This is a genomic window from Streptomyces sp. NPDC020192 (assembly GCF_044388685.1).
Lineage (GTDB): Bacteria > Actinomycetota > Actinomycetes > Streptomycetales > Streptomycetaceae > Streptomyces.
The window spans coordinates 202,510-217,208 of the sequence record NZ_JBIRXG010000003.1; the positions used below are offsets into that span (position 1 = coordinate 202,510).

Annotated in this window: 12 protein-coding genes and 2 tRNA genes; 9 read left to right on the top strand and 5 right to left on the bottom strand. The window is 70.9% G+C overall.

The features are described from left to right. Positions 1-8 precede the first annotated feature (8 nt). From ACH47Z_RS07970 to ACH47Z_RS07985, 4 genes are all read left to right on the top strand, one after another. Positions 9-788, top strand: a complete 780-nt coding sequence (locus ACH47Z_RS07970; protein ID WP_399071735.1) for an HAD-IIA family hydrolase — start codon at positions 9-11, stop codon at positions 786-788. A 106-nt stretch (positions 789-894) separates the two neighbouring features. After that, positions 895-1,614, top strand: coding sequence for a hypothetical protein (locus ACH47Z_RS07975; protein ID WP_399071738.1), 720 nt, complete (start codon positions 895-897; stop codon positions 1,612-1,614). Between the two features lie 9 nt (positions 1,615-1,623). Continuing rightward, positions 1,624-2,301: a class F sortase gene (locus tag ACH47Z_RS07980; RefSeq protein ID WP_399071740.1), complete on the top strand. Its 678-nt coding sequence runs from the start codon at positions 1,624-1,626 to the stop codon at positions 2,299-2,301. 138 nt (positions 2,302-2,439) lie between these two features. Then, positions 2,440-3,507 carry a glycoside hydrolase family 6 protein gene (locus ACH47Z_RS07985; protein WP_399071742.1) on the top strand — a complete coding sequence of 356 codons (1,068 nt, stop codon included), beginning with the start codon at positions 2,440-2,442 and terminating at the stop codon, positions 3,505-3,507. A 16-nt stretch (positions 3,508-3,523) separates the two neighbouring features. On the opposite strand, the gene ACH47Z_RS07990 is transcribed toward ACH47Z_RS07985, so the two are convergent. From ACH47Z_RS07990 to ACH47Z_RS08000, 3 genes are all read right to left on the bottom strand, one after another. Beyond that, positions 3,524-5,458, bottom strand: coding sequence for a galactose oxidase-like domain-containing protein (locus ACH47Z_RS07990; protein ID WP_399071744.1), 1,935 nt, complete (start codon positions 5,456-5,458; stop codon positions 3,524-3,526). Next, the gene (locus tag ACH47Z_RS07995) at positions 5,455-7,368 is read right to left on the bottom strand and encodes a glycosyltransferase family 2 protein (RefSeq protein WP_399071746.1); all 1,914 of its coding nucleotides are present in this window, start codon (positions 7,366-7,368) and stop codon (positions 5,455-5,457) included. Before ACH47Z_RS07995 ends, ACH47Z_RS07990 begins: the two co-directional genes overlap by 4 nt. Positions 7,369-7,833: 465 nt before the next feature. Then, positions 7,834-7,907: transfer RNA gene (locus tag ACH47Z_RS08000), tRNA-Lys, on the bottom strand. A gap of 184 nt (positions 7,908-8,091) precedes the next feature. Here ACH47Z_RS08000 and ACH47Z_RS08005 point away from each other — a divergent pair. The 5 genes from ACH47Z_RS08005 to ACH47Z_RS08025 all read left to right on the top strand — a co-directional run bounded on the left by ACH47Z_RS08005 (position 8,092) and on the right by ACH47Z_RS08025 (position 13,707). Further along, positions 8,092-9,447, top strand: a complete 1,356-nt coding sequence (locus tag ACH47Z_RS08005; RefSeq protein ID WP_399071748.1) for a peptidoglycan-binding protein — start codon at positions 8,092-8,094, stop codon at positions 9,445-9,447. 67 nt (positions 9,448-9,514) lie between these two features. Continuing rightward, the gene (locus tag ACH47Z_RS08010) at positions 9,515-10,657 is read left to right on the top strand and encodes an SPFH domain-containing protein (RefSeq protein WP_399071750.1); all 1,143 of its coding nucleotides are present in this window, start codon (positions 9,515-9,517) and stop codon (positions 10,655-10,657) included. A gap of 121 nt (positions 10,658-10,778) precedes the next feature. Next, a complete protein-coding gene (locus ACH47Z_RS08015; protein ID WP_399071752.1) occupies positions 10,779-11,384 on the top strand; it encodes a lytic polysaccharide monooxygenase in 606 nt (201 codons plus the stop codon). A gap of 87 nt (positions 11,385-11,471) precedes the next feature. Beyond that, a complete protein-coding gene (locus ACH47Z_RS08020; protein WP_399071754.1) occupies positions 11,472-11,933 on the top strand; it encodes a DUF3592 domain-containing protein in 462 nt (153 codons plus the stop codon). Positions 11,934-11,973: 40 nt separating this feature from the next. Continuing rightward, a complete protein-coding gene (locus ACH47Z_RS08025; protein ID WP_399072319.1) occupies positions 11,974-13,707 on the top strand; it encodes an AMP-binding protein in 1,734 nt (577 codons plus the stop codon). Here the strand turns inward: ACH47Z_RS08025 and ACH47Z_RS08030 are convergent. Together ACH47Z_RS08030 and ACH47Z_RS08035 are read right to left on the bottom strand one after the other, a co-directional pair. After that, positions 13,669-13,742, bottom strand: a tRNA-Lys gene (locus tag ACH47Z_RS08030). The two genes, ACH47Z_RS08025 and ACH47Z_RS08030, sit on opposite strands and share 39 nt — an antisense overlap. Positions 13,743-13,839: 97 nt before the next feature. Next, complete coding sequence (locus ACH47Z_RS08035; RefSeq protein WP_399071757.1) at positions 13,840-14,598, bottom strand: IclR family transcriptional regulator; 759 nt, start codon at positions 14,596-14,598, stop codon at positions 13,840-13,842. Positions 14,599-14,699: the final 101 nt, after the last annotated feature.

Consider the following 14,699-nt stretch of genomic DNA (forward strand, 5'->3'; position numbering starts at 1 on the left):
CGCACAACATGGCAGAACGCAAGCCGATCGAGTCGTGGCTCACCGACATGGACGGTGTCCTGATCCACGAGGGCGTTCCGATCCCCGGCGCCGACGCCTTCCTGAAGAAGCTGCGCGAGTCCGGGCGGCCCTTCCTGGTGCTCACCAACAACTCCATCTACACCGCCCGTGACCTGCACGCCCGGCTGCGGCGGATGGGCCTGGACGTGCCGGAGGAGAACATCTGGACGTCGGCCCTGGCCACCGCCCAGTTCCTCGACGACCAGCGGCCCGGCGGCAGCGCCTACGTCATCGGCGAGGCGGGGCTCACCACCGCGCTGCACGACATCGGCTACATCCTCACCGACCACGAACCCGACTTCGTGATACTCGGCGAGACCCGCACCTACTCCTTCGAGGCCCTGACCAAGGCCGTCCGGCTGATCAACGACGGCGCCCGGTTCATCGCCACCAACCCCGACAACGTCGGCCCCTCCACCGAGGGCGACCTGCCCGCCACCGGCTCGGTCGCCGCCCTGATCACCGCCGCGACCGGCAAGAAGCCGTACTTCGTCGGCAAGCCCAACCCGCTGATGATGCGGGCGGGGCTCAACGCCATCGGCGCGCACTCCGAGACCTCCGCGATGATCGGCGACCGCATGGACACCGACGTGCTCGCGGGCCTGGAGGCCGGGATGCGTACGTTCCTGGTGCTCACCGGGGTCACCCAGCCCGAGGACATCGACGTGCACCCGTTCCGGCCCTCGAAGATCGTCGACTCCATCGCGGACCTGGTCGACCTCGTCTGACCAGGGATTCTCAAACCTTTTCTCGCCCGTATGGAGCAATCGGGCGCCCTCCGAGGATGCGGGGGCGCCCGGTGCGGGGGAGCCTCCAGATAACTGGAGGTTCACGATGGGCTCACTTCGCCTCACTCTCTGTACCGGAATCCTGGCCGTCGCCGCGTGCACGCCGTCGGCGCACGCGGCCCACGCCGTCGACGGCGGCTCGGTCTCCGTGACCCCGGACTCCCCGGCCCCCGGCGCCGACGTGTCCCTGCGGGTCAACGGCTGCTCCGGGCCCGAGGGCACCGCCGTCTCCGCCGCGTTCGTCTCCGACGCCCGGCTCAGCGGCAGACAGGGCACCCTGTCCGGCGAGACCCGCGTCCGCTCCTCCCTCAGACCGGGCGCCTACGACGTACGGATCACCTGTGCCGACTTCGTCATCAACGGCAGGATCACGATCCCTGACAGGGGCGTCGACCGGGGAACCGGTGCGGGCCGGGGAACCGACGGGGGTGCCGACCGGGGGTCCGGCTGGGGAGCCGACCAGGGCACTGGGGCCGGCCGGGGAACCGACCCGGGCACCGGGGCCGACCGGGGGACCGGGCAGGCGGAGAACCAGCAGCCCATGCGGCCGCCCGGTGACGCGGCCTCACCCGTCGCCCCGGTCCACGCGGGCGGCGGCGGTACGGCCACCCACTTCGCCACCGTGGCCACCAGCGAGTCCGGCCCCGGCACCGCCCAGACGATCACCGGCCTCGGCCTGGCCGGGATCGCCGCGCTGGCCGTCGGCCTCCGTGCCCACCGGGGCCGCACCAGTCGCAACAGCCGTGACAGCCGTAACAGCGGCTGACGGTCCGGTATGACGGGCGACCGCGAGTACCCGCACGCCACCACCGGCACAGGGCGGCTGATCACCGCCCTGGCCTGGGCGCTGCTGCTGCTCGGGCTGTGGCTGTGGGGGCGGGAGATCACCGGCCTGCCGGACCGCACGGACACCCCGGCCACCGGTGACGTATGGGCCGCCGGAGCCGCGGACCCCGCCCTGCTGCCCCGCGCGGTCGCGCCGATCGGGGACGCCGTACCCCAGCGCATCGACATCCCCCGGCTCGGTGTGCAGGCACCCGTGGTCGCCCGCGGCCTCGACGCCCAGGGCGCCGTCGACCCGCCGCCCTTCGACCAGCCGGGCGTGGTCGGCTGGTACGGCGCCGGCCCCAAACCCGGCGCCCAGGGCCCGGCCCTGCTGGTCGGACACGTCGACACCGAGACCCGCCCCGCCGTCTTCTACAAGCTCAGCACGCTCACGCCGGGCGCGACGGTCCGCGTGGTCCGCTCGGACGGTAAGGTCGCCGAGTTCACCGTCGACGACATCCGCGTACTGCCCCGCACCGCCTTCGACGCCCACCAGGCCTACGGCCCCCACCGGCCCGGCCGGGCGGAGCTCCGGCTGATCACCTGCGGGGGCAGTTTCGACCGTGTGAGTCGCAGTTATACGGCCAACGTGGTGGTCAACGCCTACCTCACGGGCATCACGAAGTGATCGCCGTCGCCTACCTCACGAGCACCACCCACTGACCCCGTACGCCCCGTTGCGCGACCTCGTGGTGAAGCGTCCCGATATGCCAGCATGGGGCGGCACCCGGACCAGTGCGCCCAGGGGAACCAGGGGGGAATCGTCATGTACGAGAGCAGGGGGGCCCGGTCGAGCGCGCGGGCGTCCGCAGCGGTGGCGGTGCTGGGGACGGCACTCTTACTCGCCGGCTGCTCGTCCGGAGGCGGAGGCGGGGGCGGGGGCGGGGGCGGGGGCGGGGGCGGGGGCGGGGGCAAGAGCGGCGGCCCGGGGGCTCCGATCACCCAACTTCCCAAGTCCGCCGACCCGTTCTGGGTGAACCCGGACGGCACCGCGGCCCGCCAGCTCGCCGCCTACACGAAGGCCGGAAGGACATCCGAGGCCGAGCAGATCCGGAAGATCGCCGAGCAGCCGGTGGGGGAGTGGATCGGACCGGAGAACCCCGAGCAGGAGGCCCGCGGCTTCACCGAGGCCGCCCAGCACGCCGACCGCACGGCCCTGCTCGTCCTCTACGACATCCCGCACCGCGACTGCGGCCAGTACTCCCAGGGCGGCGCCGCCGACGGCAACGCCTACCGCGCCTGGATCGACGGCGTGGCCCGGGGCATCCAGGACCGCTCCGCCATCGTGATCCTCGAACCGGACGCCGTACTCCACCTCGTGGACGGCTGCACGCCCAACCAGTTCCACGAGGAGCGCTACGACCTCCTCAAGGGCGCGATCGCCAAGCTCAAGTCCCTGAAGAACACCAAGGTCTACCTGGACGCGGGCAACGCCGGCTGGGGCCACCCCGACCAGATCTTCCAGCCCCTCCAGCAGGCCGGCGTCGACCAGGCCGACGGCTTCTCCGTCAACGTCTCCAACTTCTACTCCACCCAGGACTCCCTCGCCTACGGCAAGCAGCTCTCGTCCAAGGTGGGTGGCAAGCACTTCGTCATCGACACCAGCAGAAACGGCAACGGCCCCTACACCTCCGGCGACCCGGCCCAGCGCTGGTGCAACCCGCCGGGCCGCGCCCTGGGCGAGACCCCGACGACGAACACGTCGGACCCCCTCGTGGACGCCTACCTGTGGGTCAAGCGCCCGGGGGAGTCCGACGGGACGTGCAAGGGCGGGCCGAAGGCGGGTGACTGGTGGGCGAGTTACGCACTCGGCCTCGCCCGGAACAGCAAGTGACCTGAGCGGTACGTGACTACGGAACCCTGACCCACTGTGCGACGGACGGCGTTCCCTGATCGTCGTCCGCGAACAGCATGTACCACCCGGACTGCACCAGATTCCGATTCTCCGGCACCGTCACCGTGACCTTGTCCCCGGACGTCCTGAAGTCCAGCGCGATCGACCGTTGATCCACGTCCGTCACATGCGTCGAAGCGCTCGGCCGGATCAACCGCACCTTCTTGATACCGGCCGCCTGCTTCGACGTGTACGTCCCCGACGCGCCCCGGGCGATCGACTGCGGACCACCGCTCAGCGAAGGCCGCGAGCCCCGATAGAGGTACGGCGGCGTATAGATCTCGATCCGCTGCTCGAACTTCCCCGGCTTGGTGTTCGCCCTGTCCCCGTACAGCGAGTCGGACCCGAAGAACATCACCCGCCCGTCCGGCAGCAGAATCGACCCGGAATGGTAGTTCCGGCCCACCAGCGGATCGGCGACCCGAGTGAAGCTGTTGCTGTCGGGGTGGTACAGCCGCGCCTGGAGGATGTCGGAGTCACCGCGCCCCCGGTAGTCCTCCGAACCGCCCGACACCAGCACCGTGTCGTCCGGCAGGATCGAGGACTGCGGATACCGGGTCCCCTTCTCCAGCTCGGGCCCGTCCGTGAAGCGGGGATCCCTGGCCTTCAGGTCGATCAACCGCGTCCGCTTGCTCGACAGTTTCGACTCACCCACACCCCCGCCCCCGATCACCAGGAACTTCTCGTTCTGCGCCGGCGGCAGCAACACGGTCCCGGAGGTCTCCATCATGTTCGGATCACCGAGCCCCGGAATTTTCACGAAGGCATTGCTGTCGATGTCCCAGATCCCGGGATCCCGGCCGATGTTGTCCGGTCCGTACCCCGCATTGGACCCCGAGTAGAAGATCTTCCCGTTCTGCATCAGGAACAGCGCCGGATACGTGGGGAACTGCCGGACCTTCTTCGTGTACGTCCATTTCCTCGTCGCCGGGTCGAAGGTCTCGTTCTTGCCCGGCACCAGCTGACCGATGTCGTCCAGCCCGGAGACACTGAGGATCTTTCCGTCGGACAGCGTGGTGAGCGTCGGGTACCAGCGGGCCTCGTTCATCGGGTCGACCTTGATGTAGCGCTCGGCCACGGGATCGAACTCGTAGGTGTCCTTGATCCCCTCGAAGTCCTTCTTGTCGAGGGCGAGCTTCTGCGCGATGCCGTAGGTGTTGCGGGCGTCGGCGCCGGTCAGGCCCTGGACCGTGTAGTTGTCCTGGGTGCCGGTCTCGTACTGGCTGCCCTCGCGCTGCGCCTCGACGTAGACGCGGCCGTAACCCGGGTTGTTCCGCAGCCACGTGCCGGTCCGGTCGAAGACCTTCGTCGCGCGCGGGATCAGGACCGGGTCCTGGGAGGCGAACGTCCTGCCGTTCTGCTTGCCGGTGAACCGGGTGCCCGCCGGCAGGGTCATCGGCTTGTCCGGGTTCTCGTTGTAGAGGATCATGACGCCGCCGGCCTTCTTGACGTCACCCTTGAGCTTCTCGTACCGCTTGGTGCCGCCGGCGATCAGGATGTTGCCGTCGCCGAGCTGGGTGTGGCCGGTGCAGAACAGGTCGGCCGGGGTGGGCACCTTCTTGATCGTGCCCCTGACCGGGTCCCAGATCCGGGTGTCGAACTTCTTGGCGTCGAAGTTGTCCTGGTTGTTGCCCGAGCCTGCGATCATCAGGATCTTCCCGGTGCGCAGCAGGGTCGCGTGGATGGTGTCCTGCCGGAACTCCTTGGGAAACTCGATGATGTCCCAGTGGCCGTTCTCGGCCTTGTACTCGGGTCTGTTGATCTTGTACTGGTGGTACTGCGCGGTGCCGAAGCGGTACATCCACGGCCCGTTCATCCCGGCCAGTGCGAGTACCACCGCCGTACCGATCGCGAGCCGGCGGACACGACGGCGGCCGGACTGGTCCTTCATTCGTCACGCCCCCCGAGTGCGATCGCCCAGGTGGGCCGCTGCTGTGGCACATGGGCTGCGGCAGGCGGGGCGGGCGGCCGCGGCCCGGCGGCCCCGGTGGGGCCCGCCTGCTTCGCCTTCCGTTTCTCCTGCCGCAGCGTGTACCGCCAGGCGAAGATCGGCGAGGCGGTGATCAGCAGGGCGAGCGTCGCCCAGACGATCATCGCGGGCTGGGAGTGGCCGAGCGCGAAGCCGGCGGCGAGCGAGCCGCCGAAGACCAGGATGAAGAACCAGTGGATGCGGAAGGTCCCGAACAGCGTGTCGGGGCTGGCCGACTCCCCCTTCGGCGTCACCACGAACCTGCTCTTGCGGCGCAGTACGGCGTCCATGAGGGACCGGGCGTAGACGGGTGCCGACAGGGCCGACATCACCATGCCCGCCACACCGCCCGACCCCTCCGGCTCGTGCGGGGAGACATTGTGCCGCCGGTTCCAGATGTACAGCCCGATCTGGAGCGCGGAGGCGTTGCCGTACAGCATCAGCCACACGGTCGGGTCGATGTTCACGCCCGAGGCGCCCAGGCCCAGGAACAGCGCGCAACTCAGCGACGCGAGGATCCAGTTGAGGGCGGACATCGGATAGAAGATGATCATCATCGTGTAGTTGAAGAGCTTGCCCGGTGGCAGGGTGAACAGGCCCCTCCAGTACTGCTTGAGGATCGTCTCGTACGTGCCCCGGGACCAGCGCAGCTGCTGGGTGAAGAAGTCGGTCCAGGCGTTCGGCCCCTCGCCGACCGCGAGCACGTCCGGGGTGTAGACCGACCTCCACTTCCGCCCCGTCGCCGGGTTCTTGGCGCGGTGCATCTCGAAGCCGGTCGCCATGTCCTCGGTGATGGAGTCGTACAGCCCGCCGATCTGCTTGAGCGCCCTGATCCGTACGGCGTTGGAGGTGCCGACGAACATCGGGGCGCCGTAGCGGTTGCCGGCGCGCTGGATCAGGGCGTGGAAGAGGAACTGCTGGGACTCGGCCGCCTTGGTGACGAACGTGTCGTAGTTGCCGTAGACCTGCGGGCCGATGACGAAGCCGACGTCCGGGTCGCGGAAGTAACCGAGCATCCGCTCCAGGTAGTTGGGCAGCGGGACATGGTCGGTGTCGACGGAGGCGAAGAAGTCGTAACTGTCCCCGTGCGCCTCCAGCCAGGCGTTGTAGTTGCCGTGCTTGGTCTTCGCGCGGTGCGGGCCCTTGGGCCGGTTCCACTTCTCCACCCCCTTGCGGGAGAAGTGGTGCACGCCGAGCCGGGCGCAGACCTCCTTGACGGCCGGGGCGTCGCCCTCGTCCAGCAGCCACACGTGCAGCAGGCCCCGGTGGCGGAGTCTCACCGCCGCCTGAAGGGTCTTCGTCACCATCTCCAGCGGCTCCTTGCCGGGCACGACGGTGGTGATGAAGGCGACGCGGGTGCCGGTCTCGGGCACCACCGGGACCGGGTCGCGGGCGACCAGGGTGGCGTGCGCGTTGGACAGCACGTTCATGCAGCGGAAGAACTCGATCAGACCGATCGAGACGAGCATGACCGTGTCGAGCGTCGGCAGGAAGTCGTAGGCGGGATAGTCGCGTTGGGTCCAGTGCGCCGGACGCAGCAGCCAGAACAGCAGGACCAGGGAGAGGACCGGGGCCGCGCCCAGCATGAGCGCGGCGCGTATGCGATGCGGTTCCTGCGACAGCAGCGACCGGTACTGCACCCGGTACGGCTTCGTCGGATCGGGCTGGGTGAGCGGGCCCGCGAGCCGGCTGTAGTGCTCGTAGTCGTATCTCGGCAGGCTCTTCCTGGCGGAGCGGTGGCCGAGTGCTCTCAGTTGTATGGTTTGTGATCGATCATGTGCGTACTGTGACCGGTCGTGGCTGTGCCCGGCGCCCGTCGGTGTCGACGTCATGAGTCATTCCCCCCACACGCGGGTCACCGCGTGTCCGTCCGTTCCCGGTGTGCCCGGTACCGGTGCGCGGCGGGGCCCCCTCCCCGCCCGTCAGCAACCGGTTACATCCCCCCAACTGCCGCCAATCGGCGACAGCTTGGACATCCAGGGTTGTACGCCGCTCAGCATGATCGCAAGAAGCGAAACCTGGTGTTTACCGGTCAAACCCATCTATTGGGGCGCGTGTGGGGCTCGGGGTGTTGGGGTGCGCCGGTGATCCAAGAGAGCCGGGGCACGCCGGTGGTCTCGGAGGGTCGCACCGCGCCGTTGCTCCCCGGGGGGGGGCTGGGGTGCGGCGGTGCTCTCGGGAGGCCGAGGTGCGCCGGGGTGCGTCCAGGATCTCCCGGTGCTGCCGTGTCCGGAGGGTGTGCGGCCAATCGGGGCATACGAAAAGCCCCCCGCTTTCGCGAGGGGCCTTCCGGTCGGTGCGCCGCCAGGGACTCGAACCCCGGACCCGCTGATTAAGAGTCAGCTGCTCTAACCAACTGAGCTAGCGGCGCCTGCTGACAGAGAGAACTCTACCTGACCTGGAGGGGTGCTTCCGACCACCCCTGGGTGATCGGCGGACGGCCCGGGGGGCGTGTACATCATTCGGACCGTCAAAGTGGTGGTCCGGTGGACGGTTGGGAAAATGATCAACGTGCACACTACCGGACATATCCCACCGAATGTGAGGCAGATCGCATGAGCACTCCGGTCTTCGAGGAATTCGACCCCGCGAGCGACTGCGACTGTCCGGGCTGCGTTCGCGCGCGCCGGACGAGCCGGTCGGGCCGGACGGGTCGCCGTGCGCTGCCCGGCCGCCGGGTCGGCGCCCCGGCCGCCTGCGGTCTGGTGGTCGTCGCCGCCGCGTCCGCCGTCCTCGGCGCGGTCACCCCGGCCGCCGCCCTCGGCGCCGGCCGGCCCGCCGTCCACCGTCCCCACGTCCCCGGGAGCGACGAGCCCGAGACCCCTCAGGGCGGCAAGGCCCCGCTGCACGGTCCGGGTGGCAGGCCAACCAAGCCCGGTGCCGCCCGGATCCCCGCCGCCACCCGCACCCAGATCATCAAGCGGGCCAAGGCCTGGCTGGCGGCGCAGGTGCCGTACAGCATGAGCGACTACTGGTCCGACGGGTACCGGCAGGACTGCTCGGGCTATGTCTCCATGGCCTGGGGGCTCGGGACCAACGAGTGGACCGGCAGCCTCGATCAGTTCGGCGTGAAGATCACCAAGGAGCAGCTGGAACCCGGCGACATCCTGCTCTACCACAACCCCGACAACCCCGAGCGAGGCTCCCATGTGGTGATCTTCGGCGGCTGGACCGACTACACGCACGGCTACTACACGGTCTACGAGCAGACACCCCCGCGCACCCGCAGCCAGGCCACGCCCTACCCGTACTGGAGCCACACCGACAAGTACGTCCCCTACCGCTACAAGGGCGTGGCCGCCCCGGTCACGGCGGGCGCACCGGCGGCCGGCAAGGAGATCCCCTACCCCGGAGCCGCCGCCTTCGGTTCCGGCGCCGGCAACACGTACGTCACCCGGCTCGGCCGGATGCTGGTGGCCCGGGGCGGCGGCTCCTCCTACTCCGAGGGTCCCGGCCCGACCTGGGGCGAGGCCGACCGCAGGGCCACCGAGGCCTTCCAGCTCGCCCAGGGCTGGACCGGCGCCGGCGCCGACGGGCTGCCCGGCCCGCGCACCTGGGAGCTGCTCGTCACCGGCAAGGGCAAGGGCGTCGGCGGCACGGCGGCCGTGCCCGGCACCGCCGTACGGCCCGCCTCGCACGGAGTGCCCGGCTATCCCGGCCGGAACTTCTTCCTGCCGGGCGCGGAGAACCCGTACGTCACCCAACTGGGCCGCCGCCTGGTGGAGAAGGGCTTCGGCGGCTTCTACGCCACCGGGCCCGGCCCGGCCTGGAGCGACGCGGACCGCCGCGCCGTGGCGGCCTTCCAGCGCGCCCAGGGCTGGCGGGGCGGCGCGGCGGACGGCTACCCGGGCCCGGAGACCTGGCGCCGGCTGTTCACGGCCGCCGACCCGGAACGCGTGACGGGCCTGTGACCGCCACCCGTCCCTCTTGTACGTCCCCCTGTTCGTCACGCATCTGGCGCGGAGGCTGGAGGCACGCATGAGCACGACCACGTCACACACGCCGTCCGAATCCGAGGGCCACCCGGAGGGCACCGCCGATCCGGGCGGGCGGCCGGCCCGGCTGATCCAGAACGAGGTGACCACCGAGATCCCCGTCCATCTGCTCTTCCGCGACGACCCCGACCCGGTGAACCCGGTGAAGGTGCCGCTCAAGCCCGCCGTGGTCACCCGCCGGCAGGGCGCCGGCGAGCAGCCGTGCGCCCGGCGCCCGGCACCGGTGCGCGGCCGGCCGCTGCCGGAGGTCGACCCGGAGCTGACCGAGCGCCCGGCGCGGGTGCTGCCGGGGGCGGCCGGGGTGCTCGCGGGGGTGTCCGGGGTCACCGGGTGCGTGGCGACCTCGTGGTGGGCGGGGCTGCTGCCCCCGCTCGCGGTGGAGGCGCTGCGGCTGCCGTCGTACGCGGGCGCCGGCTTCGGTCCGGCGCAGTGGGCGGCGTACACCGGTGCCGGGATGCTCGGGGCGTTCGGCTTCGGCGGGCTGGCCCGGGGGCGGACCGGGCGGGCCTGGGTGCTCGGTCTGTTCGGCCGCTACCGGGGGACCGTCCGGCGCACCGGGCTGCTCTGGGTGAACCCGCTGCTGCCGCGCCGCCGGGTGGACGTACGGCTGCGGCACTGGCGCAGCGAGGCGATGCCGGCGGCGGATCCCGACGGGATGGCGCTGCGGGTGGTCGTCCTCGTGGTGTGGCGGGTGCGGGACACCGCGCGGGCGTTGCTCGGCATCGAGGACCACGAGACGTATCTGCGCGAGTGCGTGGAGGCGGCGCTGGCCCGGGTGCCGGTGGAGCCGGCGGGTGGGAAGCGGGGCGGGGTGACGGCGGCCGGGGACGCGCTGACCCGGCTGGTGGCCGCGGAGACCGCGCCGGTCGGCGTGGAGGTGTTCTCGGTGCAGCCGGTCCGGGTGGAGTACGCCCCCGAGGTCGCCGCCGCGATGCACCGGCGCCGGATCGCCCGGCTGGACGCCCGGCAGCGGGCCAGCATGCTCAGCTCGGTCGTCGACTCGGTGGAGGACACGGTGACCCGGCTGACCGTGCGCGGTCTGGTCGAACTCGACGACTACGAGCGGAAGGTGCTGGTGCGGGACCTGACGGTCGCGTTCTGCTCGGGGCGCGGGGAGCCGTCGTAGTACACCGCCGTGATGGGGATGGACATGTTCAAGGGGCGGCAATAATCTGAGACTTGGTCTAGACCTACTCGCACTATCTGCACGGCTCACCGAACTCCCCACGTTCTCGAGGAGCGGCAGCATGCGTACCAGGACCACGTTGTCCGCGGTCGTGCTCGGGGTGGTGACCGCCGGAGCGTTCGCGCTCTCCGCCGGCGGCGCCAGCGGGCACGGCTACACCGATCTCCCCGTCAGCAGGCAGAAGCTCTGTGCCAACGGCGCGGTGACGGGCTGCGGCGACATCCAGTGGGAGCCGCAGAGCGTCGAGGGCCCCAAGGGCTTCCCGGCCGCGGGACCCGCCGACGGCCAGATCTGCAACGGCGGCCTGAGCCGGTTCGCCCAGCTCAGCTCGCCGGTCACGCCGTCCGGTGCGGCCTGGCCCACCACCAGGGTGACGGGCGGTCAGACGTACACCTTCCGCTGGCAGTTCACCGCCATGCACGCCACGACCGACTTCAGGTACTACGTCACCAGGCAGGGCTGGGACCAGAACCACGCCCTGTCCCGCTCGGACCTCAACCTCACCCCGTTCCTGACGGTCCCGTACAACGGCCAGCGCCCGCCGCAGACCCTCAGCCACAGCGGCACCCTGCCGTCCGGCCTGAGCGGACACCACGTCATCCTCGCGGTCTGGACGATCGCCGACACGGGCAACGCGTTCTACGCCTGCTCGGACGTCAGGTTCTGAGCCCTCCTTGAGCAAATCCGGCCTCCGGTGGCGGTACGTTCTCGCCACGCCGATCCGACGGGCGGCGTACGACCACCGGGGGACCTCATGGAAGCCTTCTTCTCCATCCTGCCCGCGCTCATGATCGCCATGGTGCTGCTCGCCGCTTACCGGGTGCTGGGCCGCTCCCGTGAGATCGGCAGGGCCTGGCGGAGCGGGCTCACGGCCGAGGCGCGCTGCCTGAACGCGTACACCAGGACCAGCGGTGGCGGGGAAGGCCCGGTGCACACCACGCTGCACCACGTCTACGAGTTCACGACGCGCGAGGGCCGTGCCGTCCGGTTCACGGAGAGGGGCGGCCCCGCCACGGTCGTCCAGGGCGACATCGTCACCGTGCACTACGTGGCCGACCGCCCGGAGAAGGCCACCGCCAAGCCTCCGGCGCACGGGAGGCTCGCGGCGGGCACGGGCTTCCTGCTGACGTTCTTCGGCGTCTTCGTCGCCGGCTGCATAGCCTTCATGATCAGCGCCCACGGGGTCTTCTCGGGCACGGGCGACTTCATGCCGTAACCCTCCCAGTCTGACGGAGCGTCAGTTACCGTGCGCCTCCATGGAGTCCACGACACGCACCGTCGCCGAACTGATCGCGGCCCGCCGGCAGGACCACCGGCCGGGGCTGTGGTGCGGGGAGCGGGTGCTGACGCACGCCGAGGTGGCCGGGGGCGCCGCCGCGCGGGCGGCTCTGCTGGCCGACCTGCTGCCCCCGGACGCCGTACCGCACATCGGGGTGCTCCTCGACAACACCGAGGAGTTCCCCCTCTGGCTCGGCGCCGCCGCCCTGGCCGGTGCGGCCGTCGCCGGGATCAACCCCACCCGCCGGGGCCCGGAACTGGCCCGGGACATCCTGCACACCGAGTGCCCGCTCCTCGTCACCGAGCGGGCCCACCTGCCGCTGCTGGCGGGGCTGGAGCTGCGATGGGGGTCCCCCCGCGCGAGCGGAACCGAGCGTGGGGGAGTGCGCGTCCTCGTGACGGACGACGACGAGTACGCCACCCTCCTCGCCCCCTACGCCGACGCCGTACCCGACCCGTCCCGGGCCACCCCCGCCGACCGGCTTCTCCTCTACTTCACCTCCGGCTCGACCGGCGCCCCCAAGGCCGCGATCTGCTCCCAGGGCCGGCTGGCGGCGGCCGGGCAGGCGCTGGTCCGGCAGTTCGGGGTCCGCGCGGAGGACGTGCACTACATCTGCATGCCGATGTTCCACGGCAACGCCGTGATCGCCGACTGGGCGCCCGCGCTGGCAGCGGGGGCGGGGGTCGCGTTACGGCGCCGGTTCTCGGCGTCCGGGTTCCTCGCCGACGTGCGCCGCTACCGGGCCACCTACTTCACCTACGTCGGCCGGGCGATCCAGTACCTCCTCGCCACCGAGGAGCGGGCGGACGACCGGGACAACCCCCTGCGCCTCGGCTTCGGCACCGAGGCCGGTGCGGTGGACGCGGCGGCGTTCGAGCGGCGGTTCGGGGTGCGGCTGGTGGAGGGCTACGGCTCCTCCGAGGGCGGGGCGGCGATCCAGTGGGCGCCGGGGACCCCGGCGGGCGCGGTGGGCCCGGCGAAGCCCGGACTGGTGGTACTCGACCCTGCGACCGGGCGGGAGTGCCCGCCGGCCGTCCTCGATGCCTCCGGGCGGCTGCTCAACGGGGAGCAGGCCATAGGCGAGCTGGTCAACCGGGCCCCGAATCCCTTCGAGGGGTACTGGCGCAATTCCGCCGCGGAGGCCGAGCGGCGCCGGGGCGGGGCGTACTGGACCGGTGATCTCTTCTACCGGGACGCGGACGGCTATCTGTACTTCGCCGGTCGTACCGACGACCGCATCCGCGTCGACGGGGAGAACCTGGCCGCCGCGATGATCGAGAACATCGTCGCCCGGTACGCGGGCGCGGTGGCCGTCGCCGTGTACGGGGTGCCGGATCCGGTGACCGGGGACCAGGTGATGGCGACGATCGCCGGGGCCTTCGATCCGACGGACTTCGCCGAGTTCCTGGCCGCCCAGCCCGACCTGGGTACGAAGATGGCACCCCGGTTCGTCCGGGTGGTGGAGCGGATGCCGGTGACCGCGACGAACAAGATCCACCGGGCGCTGCTGCGACGGGAGGGGTACGCGTGCGCCGACCCGGTGTGGTGGCGGCCGCCGGGGGAGGCCTCGTATCGCCGACTCACTCCCGAGGACGCGCGGCGAAGCCGCGCAAAAACGACGATGACGAGTCAGGACCGCGCTTTTTGCGGTCATGACTCGTCATCGTCATCGTGCGCCGCCAGGGACTCGAACCCCGGACCCGCTGATTAAGAGTCAGCTGCTCTAACCAACTGAGCTAGCGGCGCATGACTCTCGCCTGCTGCGGATTTTGTCCTCCGCGGCTGGCGACGAAGAAAATACTACCTGGTCCTGAGGGGTGCTGGTGACCACCTTCGCGATCACCTAGAGGGTGAGGGACAGCAGCACCGGCGCCGCGTTGCGGTTGAGCGCCTCCGCGGCCTGCTTCAGCCGGTGCGCGTGCTCCACCGGGAGCGACAGCGCCAGGCAGCCCACGGAGGAGCCCGCGGTGATCGGGACGGCCGCGCAGACCGTGCCGATCGCGTACTCCTGCAGGTCGAGCATCGGCACCGTCGGCGGCTGGGACTCCAGGCGGGAGAGCAGCAGCTTGTCGCTGGTGATGGTGCGCGAGGTGAGACGGGCCATCTTGTGCCGGGAGAGATGGTCGCGGCGGGCGTTGTGGTCGAGCTGGGTCAGCAGGCTCTTGCCCACGGCGGTGGCGTGGGCGGAGTAGCGGAAGTCCACCCACTCGTTCACCGCCGGGGTGCCCGGTCCGGCGGCGTACTGGGTGACCTTGACCTCGCCGTCGACGTACCGGCTGATGTAGACCGCCGCGCCGACCGAGTCGCGCAGCCGGTCCAGGGTCGCCTGGAGCTTCTCGCGCAGGGCCCGCTCGCGGTCGTGCGCCGAGGTGAGGCGGCGCAGGGTGTCGCCGGTGACGTACGCCCCGTCGGTGATCTGCTCGACGTAGCCCTCGCGGCGCAGCATGCGCAGCAGCACGGTGAGCCGCTCGGCGCCGAGGCCGGTCTGGCGGGCCAGCTCGGTGTCGGTGACGCCGGCCGAGTGGCGGGCCACGGTCTCCAGGACGCGCAGTGCGTCCTGAGCGGAGTGGTACGGGGCGGTCGGCTCGTGCATCAGCGCCACGGTGTTCCCCCCTGGCTCGCCAGTCAGTGCTCGTCTGTTCGGCCGCGAGATCCGGATCGGCGGATCGTTACCACGATATCGGGCAAAGGGTGGTTGGGGAG